14 protein-coding genes and 1 pseudogene are annotated in these 19,249 nt (G+C 62.9%); 11 read left to right on the top strand and 4 right to left on the bottom strand.

The genetic code is table 11. From position 1 onward, the window contains the following. Positions 1-8 precede the first annotated feature (8 nt). Positions 9-2,870 (bottom strand): glycosyltransferase, encoded by a 2,862-nt coding sequence (locus LB528_RS24635; RefSeq protein ID WP_224517998.1) that lies wholly within the window; start codon positions 2,868-2,870, stop codon positions 9-11. 368 nt (positions 2,871-3,238) lie between these two features. Here LB528_RS24635 and LB528_RS24640 point away from each other — a divergent pair, with 368 nt between their 5' ends. Further along, positions 3,239-6,538, top strand: coding sequence for an adenylate/guanylate cyclase domain-containing protein (locus LB528_RS24640; protein WP_224716642.1), 3,300 nt, complete (start codon positions 3,239-3,241; stop codon positions 6,536-6,538). A 19-nt stretch (positions 6,539-6,557) separates the two neighbouring features. After that, complete coding sequence (locus LB528_RS24645; RefSeq protein ID WP_224518000.1) at positions 6,558-7,238, top strand: redoxin domain-containing protein; 681 nt, start codon at positions 6,558-6,560, stop codon at positions 7,236-7,238. Positions 7,239-8,395: 1,157 nt separating this feature from the next. Here the strand turns inward: LB528_RS24645 and dgoD are convergent. Both dgoD and LB528_RS24655 read right to left on the bottom strand, forming a co-directional pair. Further along, entirely contained in the window at positions 8,396-9,544 is a 1,149-nt protein-coding gene (gene dgoD / locus LB528_RS24650; RefSeq protein WP_224716643.1) for a galactonate dehydratase, read from the bottom strand. A gap of 14 nt (positions 9,545-9,558) precedes the next feature. Beyond that, on the bottom strand, positions 9,559-10,248 hold the full coding sequence (locus LB528_RS24655) for a FadR/GntR family transcriptional regulator (protein ID WP_224518013.1): 690 nt from the start codon (positions 10,246-10,248) through the stop codon (positions 9,559-9,561). 270 nt (positions 10,249-10,518) lie between these two features. Here LB528_RS24655 and LB528_RS24660 point away from each other — a divergent pair, with 270 nt between their 5' ends. The 9 genes from LB528_RS24660 (at position 10,519) to LB528_RS24700 (ending at position 19,053) form a co-directional block, all read left to right on the top strand. Further along, complete coding sequence (locus tag LB528_RS24660; RefSeq protein ID WP_224716644.1) at positions 10,519-11,511, top strand: arabinose ABC transporter substrate-binding protein; 993 nt, start codon at positions 10,519-10,521, stop codon at positions 11,509-11,511. 72 nt (positions 11,512-11,583) lie between these two features. Next, complete coding sequence (gene araG / locus LB528_RS24665) at positions 11,584-13,095, top strand: L-arabinose ABC transporter ATP-binding protein AraG (RefSeq protein WP_318012350.1); 1,512 nt, start codon at positions 11,584-11,586, stop codon at positions 13,093-13,095. A gap of 9 nt (positions 13,096-13,104) precedes the next feature. Next, entirely contained in the window at positions 13,105-14,055 is a 951-nt protein-coding gene (gene araH, locus LB528_RS24670) for an L-arabinose ABC transporter permease AraH (RefSeq protein ID WP_224518004.1), read from the top strand. Continuing rightward, positions 14,052-14,816, top strand: a complete 765-nt coding sequence (locus LB528_RS24675; RefSeq protein WP_224716652.1) for an SDR family oxidoreductase — start codon at positions 14,052-14,054, stop codon at positions 14,814-14,816. The genes araH and LB528_RS24675 overlap by 4 nt, the downstream gene beginning before the upstream one ends. Before the next feature lie 26 nt (positions 14,817-14,842). Further along, a complete protein-coding gene (locus LB528_RS24680; protein ID WP_224716646.1) occupies positions 14,843-16,150 on the top strand; it encodes an ABC transporter substrate-binding protein in 1,308 nt (435 codons plus the stop codon). Further along, positions 16,150-17,079, top strand: coding sequence for a carbohydrate ABC transporter permease (locus tag LB528_RS24685; protein ID WP_224716647.1), 930 nt, complete (start codon positions 16,150-16,152; stop codon positions 17,077-17,079). The genes LB528_RS24680 and LB528_RS24685 overlap by 1 nt, the downstream gene beginning before the upstream one ends. Then, complete coding sequence (locus tag LB528_RS24690) at positions 17,079-17,933, top strand: carbohydrate ABC transporter permease (RefSeq protein WP_224716648.1); 855 nt, start codon at positions 17,079-17,081, stop codon at positions 17,931-17,933. The genes LB528_RS24685 and LB528_RS24690 overlap by 1 nt, the downstream gene beginning before the upstream one ends. Before the next feature lie 2 nt (positions 17,934-17,935). Then, positions 17,936-18,835 carry an aldose 1-epimerase gene (locus LB528_RS24695; protein WP_224716649.1) on the top strand — a complete coding sequence of 300 codons (900 nt, stop codon included), beginning with the start codon at positions 17,936-17,938 and terminating at the stop codon, positions 18,833-18,835. Then, positions 18,832-19,053 (top strand): SMP-30/gluconolactonase/LRE family protein, encoded by a 222-nt coding sequence (locus tag LB528_RS24700; protein WP_224716650.1) that lies wholly within the window; start codon positions 18,832-18,834, stop codon positions 19,051-19,053. The genes LB528_RS24695 and LB528_RS24700 overlap by 4 nt, the downstream gene beginning before the upstream one ends. A gap of 43 nt (positions 19,054-19,096) precedes the next feature. Here LB528_RS24700 and LB528_RS24705 read toward each other — a convergent pair. Next, positions 19,097-19,249: pseudogene (locus tag LB528_RS24705) on the bottom strand (cytochrome o ubiquinol oxidase subunit IV); the annotation flags it as partial.

Raw genomic sequence — 19,249 nt, forward strand, 5'->3', positions numbered from 1 at the left:
CGGCCGCTTCATCCGAGCACGGCCTCGATAATGGCGACAAAGTTATCGAGCGAGCGATCCCCACGAATCTCGATGCGCGGCAGGTCGATGGGATCGCAATCGAGGTCGGCCGGCCCGTGTCTACCGCCGAAGCCGGCTTGATAGCCGCACTCCCTGGCCAGCCGGCCAAGCCGTCGGTCGGTGACAGAGTAGGGTGCCGCGAACGTCGCGATTGGCCGACCGGTCCATCGTTCGACGAACATGCGAGAGCGAAGGAGCTCGGCGGCCAGGTCGGAAGTCGACAGACCATCGATCGCGCGATGCGTCGCCAGATGGCTTCCGAAGAATGCACCTTCGCCGGCGAGGCGTCGCACCGTCCCGGCGTCCATAAGCGGCGTCGGCGGACCACTGACGGCGTCCCACAGTGCGCTTTCACCCACCAGGTCCGTCACCAGGAACACTTCCGCGGTCAGGTCGTTCGCGCGCAAGATCGGCCATGCCTGGTCGGCAAAGTTCTGGAAACCATCATCAAATGTGATGAGCACCGGGCGGCCAACGAAAGGCTGACGGTTGGCGATGAACCGTTCCAGTTGCTCGGAATTGATCGCGTGAAAGCCATTGGCGCGCAGCCATGCCATCTGGCTGGCGAATGCGGCGGGCGTGCACCGAAAACGGGCGAGCGTGGCCGGACCGTCGTCGGCGACGCTGTGATACATGAGGACAGGGATGCGCTGCCGCCGCTCGCTGCGTGCGACGTCGCGGCGCAAGGCCCGCGCCCCGCCCCAGACGATATTTCGCGCGACTCCTATTCCGACGGGCGCGCGGATTGGCGCATGTTCGATCATTGGTTCCGTCGCCACGTCGCTTGGCGACAGACGGCGGAAACGGTCTATGCGATAGAGCTCGGTCTCAATCGATTGCTCGAGGACGAGGCCTTCCGTCCCTGCGAGCGTCTCCGAGATCGCTTGCGCACCGAAGGTGTTCCAGTCGAAGCCGGTCCTCTGAGGATTGTCACGCAGCACGAAGGCGTGTGCGGTGATCAAGCTGCCGCCAGGCGCCAACGCCTCAACGACTTTTTTGGCGAAGCGTTGCAACTCGGCGAGATCATCCAGGTAGTAGAGCACTTCCGAACAGAAGATCAGATTCATTTCATCCGGCAGCGTATCCGCCATGAAATCCAATACGCCGAACTCGATATTAGGCTGATCGCCGCACCGCGCGCGCGCGCGCTCGATAGCTATGGCGGAGATGTCAGTTGCGGTCAGATGGTTCACTCGCGGCGCCAACTGCCGCGTGAAGTGGCCCTCCGCGCAAGCCAGCTCAAGCGCCCGTCCGATGGGACCGGCAGGCAGAATTTCGAGCTGCCGCTCATATTTTTCCTGCTCATAGGGCGAACCGTAGTTCCAGGGATCCTCGGTCGCGAAATAGCGATTCCAGAACGACGTGCGATCATCGTCTTGCCCATCCTTGGCCCGTGCGCGCCGCGACGCTGGAGGAGGCTCCCTAACTTCGGCGCTCGACCGAATCAGCTCCCGCGCCTGGGCGGCCAATTGCGCGAGTTTGCCGAAGTGGCTGTCCCGAACAGGCCGGCGTACAGGCCGCTCAGCGGGCACGAAATTGAGCGCCAATTCGAACCAATGACGTCTTGTCACGGTCCCGAGTGCGCCGAACTGGACGCGCGCCGCGATCTGGCCGTCCATCATCAGATAGGCATAGATCTGATCGATTCCTTCCGGAAGTTCGGTCGAGGACGGATTTCGAGCGTTGACGCGAAGTCCGAGTGTCCGCCCCAGTTTGCGCGGCGCGGCAAGGTCATCGAAGTCGAGAAGCGTTTGCTCAAGGTGATACTGGACGCGGCGACCCGCTCCGGGATCGCGGCAGAGCTTGCCGAGTTCGGTGGTCAACTCGGTGATGGCCCCGCCGAACCTATTCCACCTGGCTGCCATTTGCGCCGGCACGGACAGGCTTCCCTCCATAAGGCCATCGAAGACCACTTTGGCGATCTCACGCGCCCGCTTGCGTCCTGCCGGGAGCGCGCGAAGGGACCGCGGGTTGACCGAGAGCGAGCCTCGGCTGCAATCCGACGCAGCGTTCCACAACGCAAACCACGCGAGTGCTTCGGCAGCGGTGCCGCCGTTGACCTCGATCGCCCCACTGGCATGAGCCGATGCGGGGTGTTTGACCCTGGGATCAGGAGAAAAGCCGCGGGCGATAACGATTTCCGCATCTGCCAGCATCTGCGTCGAATTGCGAGAGAGCGCGTTCAGGCTGATCCGATAATAAGCGAGCGGCTCGTCGACCATCACCCAATTTTTGCCGAGACGTGCGAGGCGCTGCCATAGATCCCAGACCTCGCAGGTGCGCAGCGACGCATCGAAACCGCCCAACTTAACGATAGTCTCCCGGTCTACCAGCAGCGCGTGCGTGCGGGTGGCACATCGGCGGGCGAATGTTTCGAAGGGCTGGACAGCAACCTCCGGCGAGATGCTCGCCGGGGTGAGCGCGCCGTCGGGCATCACGCGCCGGGAACCGCAATAGGCGGCCACCGCATCGGGAGCGGTTTTCAGCGCGGCCAGCATTTTCGCAAGGAAGCTGGCGTCCACCCAATCGTCCGCGTCCAGAAACATGAGCCATTGGCCGCGCGCTGTCGAAATCCCGCTGTTGCGTGCGCGGGCGGGGCTCTTGGCGGAAGAGGTCAACGTCCGAAACCGGGCATCGCGCTCTACATATGCGGCGATGATCGCGGGAGTGCGGTCCGTGGAGGCGTCGTCGACGATGGTCGCTTCCCAATCGGCCATTTCCTGTTCGAGCAGGCTATCGAGCGCGCGCGGCAGCGTCGCCTCCGCATTGTGCGCAGGTACCACGATTGAAACCAGGGGTTTATGTGCCACGCCGTCTTCCCCGCCTGTTTGGAAGGGAGAACAAGGGTCCCGAAAAATAGCCGGCGATTACCTGGTTCATCGAGCTTTTGGTTTGTTCGGCAAGAGTCGGCGACTGTCTAAAACGGAATAACGGCATCGGATGGCAGCACCGCTATGTCAAGCTCGAGGTGGATTGGAGGCAGGCAAAAGAGACTTGAGGACAGGCTTTTGGCAAGCGCTCATGCCGACCGCCCAGTGCCCGCAATCGATGCGCCGCGGCGAGACAAATTGCGCAGCCGCTTGCTGGCCGGCCGCGATCGGTCCATCCTTGTGAGCACCCTGGCCGTGAGGCGCGTAGCGAGATCACGCCGTCACGGCCGCAAGTGAGGCCTTGTTCCATGAACTGCCTGGGCTGCGGTTTCGAGGTTGAGCGCGTTTTCGCCTTCTGTCCGAAGTGTGGCAAGCGCCAGCCCGTGCCATGCGCCAGTTGTGGCTACCTTTGCGCACCTGATTTCGAGTTCTGTCCAAAATGTGGGGCCAGCGTTCGTGCGTCCGCAAAGGCCGTCGAGCGTCCCGCAACGACAGCAAGCCGGACCATTGTGCCGCCTTCTCGAACTCCGTCGCTGCTTGCGAACATTGAAAGCGAAGATGGTCTGCATCCCCCCTCTGACGCCGATCGCCGAACGGTGACGGTTCTGTTCGCGGACCTTTGCGGCTTCACGACGCTCAGCGAGCAGCTCGACCCAGAGGTCATGCAAGTGCTGCAGAACGACTTGTTCAAGGAATTGACGGCGGCCGTGCGAAACTTTGGTGGTTTCGTCGACAAATTCATCGGCGACGCGCTGCTCGCCTTGTTCGGGGCGCCGGTCGCGCATGAGGACGATCCGGAGCGTGCGCTTCGCGCCGCTCTCGACATGATCGCCCGGACGGCGCGGCTCAGCGAAAGCACCTCCCACTCCGGCTCGCCTCTGCTGCTCCACGTCGGCATAAATACCGGTCCGGTCGTTACTGGAGGATTGGGCATCGGCACCGCCAAATCCTATTCGGTAACTGGCGACACGGTGAATACGGCGCAACGCCTGCAATCGCTGGCCGCACCGGGTGAGGTGCTGGTCGGCGAGCTCACCCACCGGCTGACCCGGCATGCGTTCTCATATGAGTCGCTGGGCGATGTCGTGCTGCGCGGCAAGGCTGGCAGCGTGCTCGTCCATCGACTGGATGCACCGCTTGCGGATCCGCGTGCAGCGCGTGGGCTCGAGGCGCTCGGCCTGAGCGCGCCGATAATAGGTCGCGGTGCGGAGCTCAATAGAATGCTGGCGAGCCTTGACCAGGCGTGCGGCGGCTCGGCTCAGCTTGTCCGCCTCGTGGGAGAAGCGGGTATCGGTAAATCGCGGTTGGTGAAGGAGTTCGTCGCCCGCGTCGGCGACGAGGATCGTTTTCGCAACGTGGCCGTGCGGCAGGCCACGTGCTCACCGCTGGGGGAACAATCATTTGGCGCCTTGGGCGCCGTGGTGCGCAGCGCTGCCGGGATGATGCAAAATGACAATGGGGAGGAAATGCGGGGCAAGCTTGCAGGCTTGCTCGCCGATCTTGGCCTGCAGGGCGAGGAGGCGAAGCGGCTGATGCCTTTGCTCTACCATGTCCTTGGCCTTGGAGACCCCGATGCCGCGTTGCAGCACGTCGAGCCCGAGCAGTTGCGTCGGCAAATTCTCTACGCAGTCCGCACAATCATCGAACGGCGGCTTGCTTTATCGCCGCTGTTGATTGTCGTCGAAGACCTGCACTGGGCCGACGCCGCGTCGCTCGAGGCACTGCGTTTCGTGATGGACAGGTTGGAACGCACGCGGTTGATGTTGCTGGTCACGCATCGTCCGGCGCCGGACCACGACCAGCTCGACTCAACTCGGGTCAGCCACACAGCGCTCAGGCTTTCGCCGCTCAGCAACGATGACGGACGCCGCCTGCTGGCGGCGCTTTTCGGCGAGAGCTGGGTAAGCTCCACAGGCAGCCTTGTCGCCCAGATCCTCGAGCGTGCGGGCGGCAACCCGCTTTTTGTCGAGGAGATCGTGCGCGGCCTCATCGATCGCGGTGTCTTGGTGCGCAAGGGCCAGCGATGGCGGACTGCGGCAGGCGAAATCGCAACCGGCATTCCTGCCACTATCCAGGCAATGTTGCTTGCCCGCGTCGACCGGTTACCCCCGGAGGTGCGGCGGTTAGCCCAGGAAGCAGCGGTAATCGGGCCGCGCTTCGATGCCACGCTCCTGAAAGCCGTGGCGGTCGACCCCGGCCGGCTGGAGGCCGGCTGCGAACTGCTTTGCGATGCGGAAATCATCGAGGAAGTTGCCGGATCGGGCTCGGTGTCGTCGCAAAGCTACCGCTTTACGCAAACATTGCTGCAGGACGTGATCTACCAGAACCTTCTCCTGCAACGCCGCACCGACATCCACGGGCGGGTCGGTGCTGCCCTGGAGAAACTGTGCGGCGACAAGCCGGAACGGCTCGAGGATTTGACCGCCCTCGGTCATCATTTCGCACAGAGCGCCGAGCGGGAGAGGGGCGCGCACTACCTGCAGGCGGCGGGCGATCGCGCTCGCATGATATACGCCAACGACGACGCCCTTCGTTTCTACGAGCGAGCACTGATTGCGTTGGGCGAGACAGGGCAAACACCGCTCAAACTGGCAATCGCAGAGCGCATTGCCGATTTGAGCGGCCCGTTAGGCCGCCGCGACCTCGCGCACCAGCACTACGAGACGGTGCTGCAGGCATATCGCACGTCGGCCGATCGAGTCGCTTCGGCGCGAGTTTTGCGTAAGATCGGTCGGCTGCTCTGGGACGTCGGCAAGCGGGACAACGCGGAATCGCGCTACGCCGAAGCGGCAGCGCTGCTCGATGGAGCGGATGCCCCGGTCGAGCAGGCGCATCTCTGGCAAGAACGTGGCCGACAGGCGTTCCGCAGCGGAGACAACGCTCTCGCGGCAAAATGGGCGGACGCGGCGCTCGATTGCGTACGCACGCTGACAACCGAGCATGTGTCGGAGATAGGGCGTGATGCCACTCTGGTGACTGCCGAGGCGCTCAATACCAAGGCTGTTGCGTTGGCGCGCCTTGGACGAGACCGCGAAGCCGTTGGCCAAGTCGAGCGTAGCATCGAACTGGCCGAAGCTGCCGGTCTACTGGCCACGGCTTGCCGCGGCTACACCAATCTCGGCGTGCTTTACACGACCATCGACCCGACAAAGGCGATGGAGGTCTGTCGGCGCGGTCTTGATGTGGCGCGCCGTATTGGTGATTTGGGATACCAAGCGCGCCTGCTCGCCAATCTGGCGGTCGCCTGCTGTACCTTCACGGATCGCTGTCCGACGGAGGGCGTGCCCGCTGCGGAGAAGGCCATCGAGATCGACCGGGCACTCGACCAGCGCGAGCACCTGCCGGTGCCGTTGATCGTGCTTGGGCAGATCCACCAGTGCAACGGCCGTCCGGAACTGGCGATTGGCTTGTTCCATGAGGCGCTGGACGTAGCTCGTGAAACGGGCGAGCCGCAACTGCTGTTTCCGTGCTATGATGGCCTTGCGACGCTCAATCTCGACCTCGACAATCTGGCCGAGGCTGAACGCTACTTTTCCCTGGCGCAGGGAATTTGCGCCCAGCACGGGCTCGACCCGGAAGGGCTTGTGGTGCTGCCTTTTCTCGACTAGCCGGGACGGAGGTTGGAAAATGGCCGCGCAGAGTGACTTGGTACCACTTCAACCGGGCGACCGTGCGCCGAACGTGGTACTCGACGCCATAACCCAGGAAGGCAAGATCGCGCTCGACGATTTTCGCGGACAAAAACCGGTGCTGGTCGGCCTTTTCCGAGGTCTGCATTGCGCGTTCTGCCGGCGCCATATCGCCGCTCAGGCGCGGCTTGATCCGGAGCTGCGCGAAAAGGGTGTCGGGAGCCTGACGGTGGTCAACACGCCGATCGAGCGGGCGCGACTCTATTTCCGCTACCACCCGATGCCGAATCTGCTTGCGGCTTCCGACCCTGAACGCGCTTCGCATCGTGCCTTTGGACTGCCCAATCTCGAATTCACCCAAGACGAGACCAACTGGCCGTACAAGGTCTCGATGGCAGCGGCAAAGAAAATGCGGGTCGACATACCAGGCGAGTTGCCCGGTCCCATGGATCCTTTTGCGGCCAGCGAATTCCTCGACAATAAGGACCACTACGAAGTGACCGAAGCCGACGAGCAGATGATGGCGACGGGACACGGACAACTGATCGGTCAGTTCCTACTGGACCGGCAGGGGATCGTCCGCTGGAGTTTCACGGAAGTTCCAGAGGGTGGGCGATACATGTTTGCGGCGCCAACCCCGCGGGAACTGATGTCGGCCGTGTCCCAAGTCGCCCAATAGACTTACGAACGAGGTAAACATGACACCGAACAAAAAGCGGCAATGCTTTCTGTCGTCTTTTGGACGTAGCCGAAGCTGTACTTTATACAGTTGCGAGGCCACGCGGAACAACGCGGAAAGGCTTCTGATATCTGCCCGCGAAAAAGTTAATTAAATCAAGGTTCCTTGCACATCCTCCGGGCCCAAAACATCCGCATAACCCGTTGTTATCGCCTTTTTCTTTGAGAGTTGCCCACAACGTGGACTCGAACCCCCTCTAGTTTGAAGAACCTCGAAGCGTTTTTACGCATTTCAAGGACATCGAATCGAGCCAGTCATCGCGAGTGCTGAACTTGAGCGACCGTTGTCGCGTTTCGGCGAAATGGCACTTCTGACATTAGTCTGATCAAGTTTCGATGCATGGCTGCTTTGCGTCCAATGTCGGCCATTCAAGCAGAGCTTTGCCTCCGCCGGAAGCGGACATTGCAGGGTGACAATTCCGGAGGTCATCGTACGCCAGAGGCAGACGAAGCGAAATCGAATCCGCCACCCTCAGTGCGCTTGGTTCGGCGCCTCCCAGCTACTGGGCGCCGGGGTCCATTCGGGCAGCGCCGCCAAGCTGCGGTTGAATTGCTCCGGGTCCGGGTAGAGATGGCTGCGTGTCACAGCGACAGCTAAGGCGGGCTCAGGCAGGCACCACCCAGTCGGTGAAGAGTTCGACATAGTGATCGTAGTCGCGACTCTTCGCGCCACAGGAAATGCGGAAATCGATCTGTTCCTCGCCGAAGCGGGCCTTGGGCTCTGAGCCGATCAGCCGAACTGTGGCGCCCGCATGGTGTCACTGCCAGTCGAAAAGCTGTGGGGCCAGCCACTTGCTTGCCAGAGATGGTAGACAGGAGATTGTCAACGCGCTCTCGGTGCGCGCCCGCTCGATGAGCTCTCCTGCATCACGAATGCGGTCGAAGCCCTCCGATACCGCCGTATGATAGATCCGTCCCCACGAGCTCAAGGTAAGCATCCTGCCGCGCGCCAGCCGGTTCAGTGGGGAGGGCGCCCCATCGATCGGCATGCTCAAGTTGCTCAGATGATCGCGCCACGCGCGCCGCTCGGGAGATGTTGGTTGCACTTCCTGCCGCACCGGTCGTCTCGCAAACCAATCCGTCGGAATCTTGGCCGGCCTACCACTCGGCGAATGAGCCGTCCTGGTGGCGCCAGACCGGGTTGCGCCAGCGGTGTCCTTCCCGGGCGCGTTCCTTCACATAGTCTTCATCGATCTCGACGCCGAGGCCCGGGCCATCGGGAATGGCGACATAGCCATCCTGGTAGCGGAACACGTCCTTGTTGGCGGCGTAGTCGAGCAGGTCATTGCCGGCATTGTAGTGGATGCCGAGGCTCTGCTCCTGGATGAAGCAGTTGTAACTCACCGCGTCGAGCTGCAGGCATGCGGCTAGCGCGATCGGCCCGAGCGGACAGTGCGGCGCCACAGCCACGTCATAGGCTTCGGCCATCGCCGCGATCTTGCGGCATTCGGTGATGCCGCCGGCATGCGAGAGATCCGGCTGGATGATGTCGACGACCGCTTCCTCGAACACCGACTTGAAGTCCCACCGGCTGTAGAGCCGTTCGCCGAGCGCGATCGGCGTCGAGCCGAGCGCGGCGATCTCCTTCAGCGCCTCGCGGTTTTCGCTAAGCACCGGCTCTTCGATGAACATCAGCCGGTATGGCTCCAGCTCCTTCACCAGGATTCGGGCCATCGGCCGGTGCACGCGGCCGTGGAAATCGACGGCGATGCCGATATTCGGCCCGACTGCTTCGCGCACCATGGCAACGCGCTCTATAGTCGCGTCTATCCTGTCGTGGCTGTCGACGATCTGCAGTTCCTCGGTGCCGTTCATCTTGAGCGCCTGGAAGCCGCGCGCCACCATATCCCTAGCGCCGGCCGCCACTTCCGCCGGCCGGTCGCCGCCGATCCAAGAGTAGACCTTGATCGTCTCGCGCAGCCTGCCGCCGAGCAATTCATGCACCGGCACACCGAGCGCCTTGCCCTTGATGTCCCACAGCGCTTGGTCGATGCCAGCAATGGCGCTCATCAGGATCGGCCCGCCGCGATAAAAGCCGCCGCGATGCATCACCGTCCAATGATCCTCGACCAAACGCGGATCCTTGCCGATCAGATAGTCGGCCAGTTCCTTGACCGCCGCTTCGACCGTCAGCGCCTTGCCTTCGACCACCGGCTCGCCCCAGCCGCTGATGCCGGCATCGGTCTCGATCTTGAGGAACAGCCAGCGCGGCGGAACGATATAGGTGGTCAGAGCGGTGATCTTCATGCGGCCGGCCGGTCTCAGTTGTTTTTCAGTTTCTTGGCGCTGACGAGGTCGCGCGCGGCAAGATCGAGTATCTTGTTCGCCGCGTTGCGCGCGGCGACGGCGTCGCGCATGCGCAAGGCCTCGACCACTTCGCCATGCGCCGCCGCCGCTTCCCTGCGCCTGATCGGCGAGATCGTTGCGGTGGCTTCCAGCGAAAACAACAGCGCCGTGTCGATCAGCTTGCCGATCTGGCGGAAGATCGGGTTGTGGCTCGCGCCATAGACGATCTGGTGGAAGACGATGTCGGAGCGCGAGAACTGCGTCAGGTCCTCGCCGGCACCCGCCATGCCTTGCCAGGCCAGTTCGAGATCGGCGATCTCCTGCAGCGTCGCGCGCGTTGCCGCGAGTTCGGCGACCAGCGGCTCGATGGCGCGGCGGGTTTCCAGGATCGCGTCGAACAGCTTGTCGTCCAGCGCATGCGGCGCATGCCAGGCCAGCACCTGCGGGTCGATGATGTTCCAGTTGTCCTGGTCGCACACCACCGTGCCGACGCGTGGCCGGGACAGCACCAGCCCCTTGGCCGCCAGCACTTTCAGCGCTTCGCGGATGACCGTGCGGCTGACGCCATATTCGATGCCGAGGTCGTTCTCGGTCGGCAGCGACGATCCGGCCGGGTAGCGCCCGGAGAATATGTCGGAGGCGATCGCCTTGGTCACGTCGGGCATGACGCGCGGCCGGCGCGCCGTCTCGCGCGTTTCCGTGTCCTCGTCAGCCTTCTTCGGTGTTTCGTTCACCTCAGCCCCTCCTCCAAGGCAGCGAACTCTTCGGTTTGCGCGCAATTGGTCCGGCCTTAGCGGATGCGAGTGATTTGCGCCAGCGACTACTTATCGGACTATCTATCTCATTTATCATACCAGATCAATTGACGGGTATGATAAAATTGATTACACACGACCAATCCGGGCGGGCGCCCGGCTGTTTGCTGGGAGGTAATCATGCGACTTTTGAAAACCGCGCTCGTCGCGGGTGCTCTCGCCGTCTTGTCGGTCACGACGATCGCGTCGGCCTACGCTCAGGACACCAAGATCGGCTTCATCGTCAAACAGCCGGAGGAGCCCTGGTTCCAGGACGAATGGAAGTTCGCCGACCAAGCCGCCAAGGAAAAGGGTTTTACTCTCGTCAAGATCGGCGCCGAGGACGGCGAGAAGCTGATGTCGGCGATCGACAATCTGGGCGCTCAAGGAGCGCAAGGCTTCGTCGTCTGCACGCCGGACGTGAAGCTCGGCCCCGGCATCGTCGCCAAGGCCGCCGCCAACAATCTCAAGCTGATGACGGTCGACGACCGCCTCGTCGGCGCCGACGGTAAGCCGCTGGAGGATGTGCCGCATATGGGCATCTCCGCCACCAAGATCGGCGAGGCCGTGGGTCAGGCCATCGTCGAGGAGATGAAGGCGCGCGGCTGGAAGATGGACGAGGTCGGCGCGATCCGCGTTTCGTACGACCAACTGCCGACCGCCGTCGACCGCGTCGAAGGCGCGATCTCGGTGCTGAAGGCCGCCGGCTTCAAGGCCGAAAACATCTTCGACGCGCCGCAGGCCAAAACCGACACGGAAGCCGCGCTCAATGCCGCGACCGTGGTGCTCAACGCCCATGCCGACATCAAGAAGTGGATTGCCTTCGGCCTCAATGACGAGGCGGTGCTGGGCGCCGTGCGCGCTTCCGAAAGCGTCGGCATTCCGGCGGACGGCATGATCGGCGTCGGCATCGGCGGCGCGGAATCGGCGATCAACGAGTTCAAGAAGCCCGCCGCCACCGGCTTCGTCGGCACGGTGATCATCTCGCCCAAGCGCCACGGCTACGAGACGGCGCTCGGCATGTATGACTGGATCGCCAACAACAAGGAGCCGGCGAAGCTGACGCTGACCGCTGGCGCACTGGCCAAGCGCGACGACTACCAGAAGGTGCGCAAGGACCTCGGCATCGAATAGTCCTCCCTGTACAAACAGGCGGCGGCTTGATGCCGCCGCCTGTTTGGCATGCTCAAGAAGGATCGAAGCCCCGTGTCCTTTCTCGAATTCTCCAACATCACCAAGACCTATCCGGGCGTCAAAGCCTTGTCGGATGTGTCGTTCGGCGTCGAAAAGGGTGCCGTGCACGGATTGATGGGCGAGAACGGCGCCGGCAAATCCACCCTCATCAAGATCCTGTCCGGCGACCAGCATGCCGATGCCGGCGAGATAAGCATCGACGGCAAGGTCCAGGCCTATGCCTCGACCAGGAATGCCTTCGACAATGGCGTCATCGTCATCCACCAGGAATTGCAGCTGGTGCCCGAGCTGAGCGTCGCCGAGAATCTCAGCCTCGGACGCTTTCCGGCAAGCGCCGGCGTGATCGCCCGCCGCCGCATGCTCGACGATGTCGGCGCCAAGCTGAAATCGGCCGGCATCGATATCGACATGCGCCGCAAGGTCAAGACGCTCTCGATCGGCGAGCGCCAGATGGTCGAGATCGCCAAGGCGGTGATGCTCGACGCCCGCGTGATCGCGCTCGACGAGCCGACCTCGTCGCTGTCCTCGCGCGAAAGCGAGATCCTGTTTAAGCTGATCGGCCGGCTGCGCGGCGAAGGCAAGGTCATCATCTATGTCTCGCACCGCCTGGACGAGGTGTTCCGGCTCTGCGACAGCCTGACGGTGCTGCGCGACGGCAAGCTTGCCGCGCATCATCAATCGCTGAAGGATGTCACCCGCGATCAGGTCGTGGCCGAAATGGTCGGCCGCGAGATTTCCGACATCTGGGGTTTTCGGCCGCGCAGGACGGGAGAGGTTCGCCTCAAGGTCGACAATCTGAGCGGCGCCAGGCTGCGCACGCCGGCAAGCTTCGAAGCCCGCGCCGGCGAGATCGTCGGCTTCTTCGGCCTCATCGGCGCCGGGCGCTCGGAGCTGATGCGGCTGGTCTTCGGCGCCGACCCGCGTTCGGGCGGCACGATCACGGTCGACGGCAAGGCGGTTGCCGCCGCCAGCCCGCATGACGCGATCAGGGCCGGCATCGTGCTGTGCTCGGAAGACCGCAAGCATGACGGCATCATCCAGGGCCGCTCAATCGAGGAGAACATCAATATCTCGTCCAGGCGCCATCACACGCGCTTCGGCGTGCTTAGCCGGACCAGCGAGATCACGACGGCCGAAACCTTCATCAAGAAGCTCAAGGTGCGCACGCCGTCGCGCAAGCAGGACATCGTCAATCTCTCCGGCGGCAACCAGCAGAAAGTCATCCTCGGTCGCTGGCTGTCGGAGCAGAACATCCGCGTGCTCATCGTCGACGAGCCGACGCGCGGCATCGATGTCGGCGCCAAATCGGAGATCTACGAGTTGCTCTACCAACTGGCCGAGGAGGGCATGGCGATCGTCATCGTCTCCTCCGAGCTGCCGGAAGTGATGGGCATTTGCGACCGCATCCTGGTGATGTGCGGCGGGCGCATCAGCGCCGAGCTCGCGCGCGACCAATTCGCCGAAAAGGCGATCCTGGCCGCGGCGCTCCCCGACAAGAAAACCCCCGACGCGATCGCATCCTGAGGACTTCTAATGACCAGTCGGCTGAAGAAGATCTTGCTTGGCGAACAAGGCCTCGTCGTCATCTTCATCGTCGCCTTCGCGCTGGTGTCGCTGCTGGTGCCGAACTTCCTCACCGACCGCAACATGCTCGGCCTGCTTCAGTCCGTGGTCACCGTCGGCATCGTCGCCTGCACGATGATGTTCTGCCTCGCGGCGCGCGACTTCGACCTGTCGGTCGGCTCCATTGTCGCTTTTGCCGGCATGGTCGCTGTGATGGCCTCGAACGCAACCGGCTCGATCCTGCTTGGCCTCATCGCGGCTATCACCTGCGGCGCCATCGTCGGCTGGGTCAATGGCGTCGTCATCGCCAAATTCCGCATCAATGCCCTGATCACCACTCTGGCCACCATGCAGATCGTGCGCGGTTTCGCGCTGATCTCGTCGGACGGCCGCGCCGTGGGCATCAACAGCCCGGATTTCTACCAGCTGGCCCTCTCGAAGCTGCTCGGCATACCGACGCCGATCTGGGTGCTGGCGGTGCTCTTCGCCATTTTCGGCTTTGTGCTTAACAGCACCGTCTTCGGCAAGAACACGCTCGCCATCGGCGGCAATCCGGAGGCTTCGCGCCTTGCCGGCGTCAATGTCGACCGGACACGCATCTGGATATTCACGCTGCAGGGCGTGGTCTGCGGCATCGCTGGCATCCTGCTTGCCTCGCGCATCACCTCCGGCCAGCCCAACGCCGCGGTGGGCTTGGAGCTTTCGGTGATCTCGGCCTGCGTGCTCGGCGGCGTCTCGCTTGCCGGCGGCAGGGCGACGATGCCGGGCGTCATCGTCGGCGTGCTGATCATGGGCATCGCCGAGAACGCCATGAACCTGCTCAATATCCCGGCCTTCTACCAATACATCGTCAGAGGCGTGATCCTGCTCCTGGCCGTGCTCCTCGACAATCTGCGTTCTTCGGCATTGGGGCGGCGCTGATGGGACGCCTCTTCGGAAAACGCATCTTCCTCACCGGCGCTGCGCAAGGCATCGGCTATGCCATCGCCGAGGCCTGTCTGCGCGAGGAGGCCGAGCTGTTCCTGGTCGACCTCGACGCGAGCCTGCTCGCCGAAAGTGCCGGCCGTTTGGGTAAGGTCGCGCATGCCGCAGCCGATATCGCCGACGCCAAGGCAATCGAGGCCGCCATGGCGGCGGCGACGAAAGCCATCGGTCCGGTCAACACCGTCATCAACAACGCCGGTATCAACGTCTTTTCGACGCCGCTCGAAGCCACCGAGGACGACTGGACGCGCAATCTCGACGTCAATGTGAAAGGCGCCTGGCACTGCGCCAAGGCGGCGCTGCCGGGGATGATCGGGCAGGGCGGCGGCGTGATCCTTAACATCGCCTCCACGCACGCCTTTACCATCATCCCGCACACCTTTCCATATCCCGTCGCCAAGCATGCTCTGCTTGGCCTGACCAAATCGCTGGCGATCGAATATGCCGGCAACAATATCCGCGTGAACGCGCTGGCGCCCGGGTATGTCGCCACCCAGAAGGTCGTCGATTACTGGAACAGCTTCGACGATCCGGAGGTTGCGCGGGCCAAGACGCTGGCGCTGCATCCGGGCGGGCGGATCGCCACGCCGGAAGAGATCGCAATGGCGGCGGTCTTTCTCGCCTCCGACGAATGCCCCTTCATCAACGCCGCCTGCCTCGTCGCGGATGGCGGCCTGAGCGTGCTTCACCACCCCTGACACAAAGCCATAGATCGGAGGAAACAATGGCAAATGATGTCTTCGCAAAATCCCTGCTGACGCGCCGGCAGGCGCTTGCGCTTGGCGCAAGTGCCGCACTGGCGGGCGCCCTGCCGCGCGGCGCCTTTGCCGCGGGCGAGAAGGTGACGCTCTGGCACGGCTGGACCGGCGCCGACAACACCACCGCGCTCAACGGCGTCATCGACACCTTCAACAAGGGCGGCAAGGGCGTCACAGTCGAGCCGACCGGCTATGACTGGGACACGTTGTTTTCCAAATGGGTGGTCTCCTCGGCCGGCGGTCGCGCGCCCGACCTGGTGCTCTTCCACATCACCGAACTGCCGGAGTTCGCCACGCGCAAGGTCATCCGCCCGATCGACGACATCGTCGCCTCGTCCGGTCTCGACCTGTCGCAGGTTCCCGATGCCGGCCGCACCGGGGTGACCTTCGACGGAAAGGTCTACGCCGCGCCGCTCGACGTGCATCCGCTCGGCTTCTACTACAACGTCGATATGGTGCAGGAGGCGGGCCTCGATCCGGCCAAGCCGCCGAAGACCGGCGAGGAATTCCTCGAATGGGCAAAGAAGCTGACGGTCAAGGACGGCAGCGGCAAGGTCACGCGTTACGGCTTCGAATTGCCGAACACCTGGGCGACGGCGCGCTGGATCTGGTTCAGCCTGATGTACCAGTTCGGCGGCACTTTCCTTGACGACAAGGGCCTGGCGGCGGTCGACAGCGAGGCCTCGCAGAACGCGTTGCAATATCTCGTCGACCTGATCAACGTGCATGGCGTGACCAATCCCGAGGTCGGCGGCAACAAGGGCGAAGATGCTTTCGCTTCGAAGCAGGTCGCGATGAAGTTCATCGGCCCCTGGGAGGTCAATCTGCGCATGGCGCAGAAGATGAATTTCATGACCGCCCAATTGCCGGTGTTTGGCCAGAAGGCAGCCGTCTGGGCGAACTCGCATTGCATGGCGGTATCGAAGCAGAAAAACGACGACAAACTTGCCGCCGATGGCACTTTCATGAAGTGGTTCTCCGACAACTTCGCAGCACCCGCCACCACCGTCGGCATCATCCCGCAGAGCAAGGCGGTGCGTGAAAGCGCCGCCTTCACCGGCACCGAGCAGTACAAATATTTCAAGTCCTTCGTCGACGACCTGCCCAACATCGTCTACGAGCCGCTGATCCCGCAATATCTCTCGGTCTTCTCCTTCGACAAGCCGACGCCGCTGGTCACCAACCTGCAGGCCGCGCTCAGCGGCTCCAAGCCGGTGCCCGACGCCTTGAAGGCGATGAAGGAAGGTCTCGACGCGCAGCTGAAGAAGGGCTGATGACATCGCTGGCATCACAACCGGCAGGCCGCTCCAGGGCCCGCCGCGCATCGGCGCAGGAGGGAGGGGCGGTACGCAGCGGCATGACGCTTGCCGCCTATCTCTTCCTGTCGCCCTATCTGGCGCTGTTCATCGCCTTCATGCTTTTGCCGACGCTGGCCGCCATGGGCATCAGCTTCATGCGCTGGGATATCCTCGGCGCGCCCGAATTCATCGGGCTCAACAATTACCGGCAGATCTTCGCTGATCCGCTGTTCCTGACCGCGATCAGGAACACCTTCTACTTTGTCTTCCTGACGGCGATCCCGATGGTCGTGCTCGGCCTGGCTTTGGCCATGCTGCTCGACCAGAAGCTCAAGGGAACCACTTTCGTGAGGACTGTGGTGTTCCTTCCCTATGTCGTCATGGTCTCGACCGTCGGCATCCTGTGGGGCTGGCTGTTCGACAAGGGCACCGGCCTGGTCAATTATTACCTCACCACTATCGGCATCGAGCCGATCGCCTGGCTCAAGGACCCGCACTGGTCGATGCCGGCTTTGGCCATCACCACCATTTGGTGGACCGTCAATACCAATATGATCATCTTCCTGGCCGCGCTGCAGGACATTTCCGAGGAATTGCATGATGCCGCCACGCTCGACGGTGCCGGCCCCTGGCAGCGTTTCGTCTACATCACCTTGCCTTTGCTGCGGCCGGCCATGGCGCTGGTCACCGCGCTCACCATCATCAATGGCTGGCGCGTCTTCGGCCAGGCCTATGTAATGACGCAAGGCGGGCCGGAGGCGAGCACCTTCGTCATCGTGCAGTATATCTATCTCACCGCGTTCCAGAATTTTGAGATGGGTCCGGCCGCCGCGGCCGGTGTGGTGCTGCTCCTGATCACGCTGGTCTTTTCGCTCGCCCAGATGAAGCTGATGAAGGCAATCTGATGCAGGACCAGCGCTCCAATCGCGCCGGAAAATCGCTTGGCGGGCGCACGCTCGCCTATGTGCTGATGATCGTCGTGACAGTGCTCTGGGGCGCGCCGATCTTGTGGATGCTGGTCACGTCGATCAAGCCGGAAAGCGAGATCTACGCTTATCCGCCCGCCTGGATCCCGGATGCGCCGACGCTGGAAGCCTATGGCGCGCTGTTCCAGCGCTTCCCCATGCTGACCTGGTTCCGCAACTCGGCCGTTGTCGGCATTCTCACCACCGTGCTGACCTTGGCCGTCGATGCCTTGGCAGCCTATCCGCTGGCGCGCATGCAATTCCCCGGTCGCCGCGTCATCATGGGCGTGATCTTCGCGACCTTCCTGCTGCCTTATGAACTCCTCTTCGTGCCGCTGTTCCTTGGCCTGAACAGCTACGGGCTGGTCGACAGCATCTTCAGCCTGACCGTGCCGGCATCGGCCAACGCCTTCGGCGTCTTCCTGCTCACCCAGTTCTTCCAGGCCGTGCCGCGGGAACTCGAAGACGCCGCAATCATGGATGGCTGCGGCCGTTTCGGCTTCTTCTGGCGCATCCTCTTGCCGCTCACAAAACCGGGCCTTGCCACGGTGGCGATCTTCACCTTCGTCGCCAGCTGGAACAATTTCTTCTGGCCGCTGATCGCCACCAATTCCGACGAGACGCGCACGCTTCCCGTCGGCCTGGCGACATTGGTCGGCGGCGCCGGCATGTCGATGAAGCAGAGCGTATTGATGGCGTCCGCCGTCGTGGCGACGCTGCCGACGGCACTCTTCTTCCTCGCCTTGCAGCGGCACTTCGTGCGCGGCATCGCCGCAACCGGCATCAAGGGCTGACCATGGCCGATATCGAGATCGCCAGCGACCGTCTTCGCTGCGTGCTCTCGACGCAAGGCGGGTTGATCTGGCGGCTGGAGGCCAAGTCTGGCGATGCCTGGCATCCGCTGCTGCGCCCGCCGCCTGAAGGTTCGGACCGCAATCCGCTGAAGGCCGGCTGTTTTCCGCTCGTCCCGTTCGGCAACAGGGTCGAGGGCAATCGCCTTTTGTTCGATCGGACCGAGTATCGTCTGAAACCCAACACGCCTTGCGACAAGCACTACCTGCATGGTGATGGCTGGCTTGGCAACTGGACCGTCGAGGATCGCTGCGACGCCGAGGCATCGCTGTCGTTCGAATTTCAGGGAGAACCTTATCGCTATCGCGCCACGCAACGCTTCAAATGCGAAGGGGTGAGCTTCAGGGCGATCCTTGGCGTGACCAATCTCGGCGAGCGGCCGATGCCGTTTGGGCTGGGCTGGCATCCCTTTTTCCCGCTGACGCCGGCAACAACCCTCCAGGCGCCGGCCGTCGCTTATTGGACGGAGAAGGCCGGCTGGCTCCCGGACGCCCGCATCGCCATTCCCGAGAACCTGGATTTCAGCCAAGCCAAAACGCTGCCACGGCAATGGATCAACAACGGTTTTGACGGTTGGAACGGCGCCGCCTCCATCGTTTGGCCCGAACGGCATTTGCGGCTGTGCATCGAGACCGCTCCGACGCTGTCGCGCTATTTCCTTTTCGTCTCCGACACGACGTTCGATCCGCACTACCGCGAGGACTTCTTCTGCTTCGAGCCGATGAGCCACTCGGCCAACGGCCACAACCTGCCGGAACTGGGTGGCCTGACGGTTCTGGCGCCGGGGCAGGGGATTGAGATTTCCATGGCACTGTCGTGCAGTGCGACAGAGGATGCGGCATGACCAGCGTCACGGAAGTCTTCCACTCGCGCGACAAACTTGGCGAGGTTCCGGTGTGGGATGTGGCCGAGCAGGCGCTCTATTGGGTCGATATCGAGAGCAAGCGGCTGCGCCAGGGCTGTCTGTGCCATTTTGACCAGCCACTAGGAGGTACAGTTCGGCCGGGATGTGGAGCGACGGCGCCGGAAGCCTGGGCAGATGAAGCTTTGGATCGACCTTAATGCTACGCAGCTTGCTCTTCGCCGACCTTGCGATCACTTTCCGCTAAGGCATCGTTGCTGCCTGATGGGCCGTCATGGCCGCCATGTCCATGTTCAGGTGGCCCATGATCCAGATTGAGCCCAAAACCACCAGCGCCACGATCAGGACGCCGAAGGCGAGGGCCAGCACATTGTTGGTATTGTCGGGGCCTGTGGT

The sequence above is a fragment of the Mesorhizobium sp. CA4 genome (genome assembly GCF_020165075.1).
Taxonomy (GTDB): domain Bacteria; phylum Pseudomonadota; class Alphaproteobacteria; order Rhizobiales; family Rhizobiaceae; genus Mesorhizobium.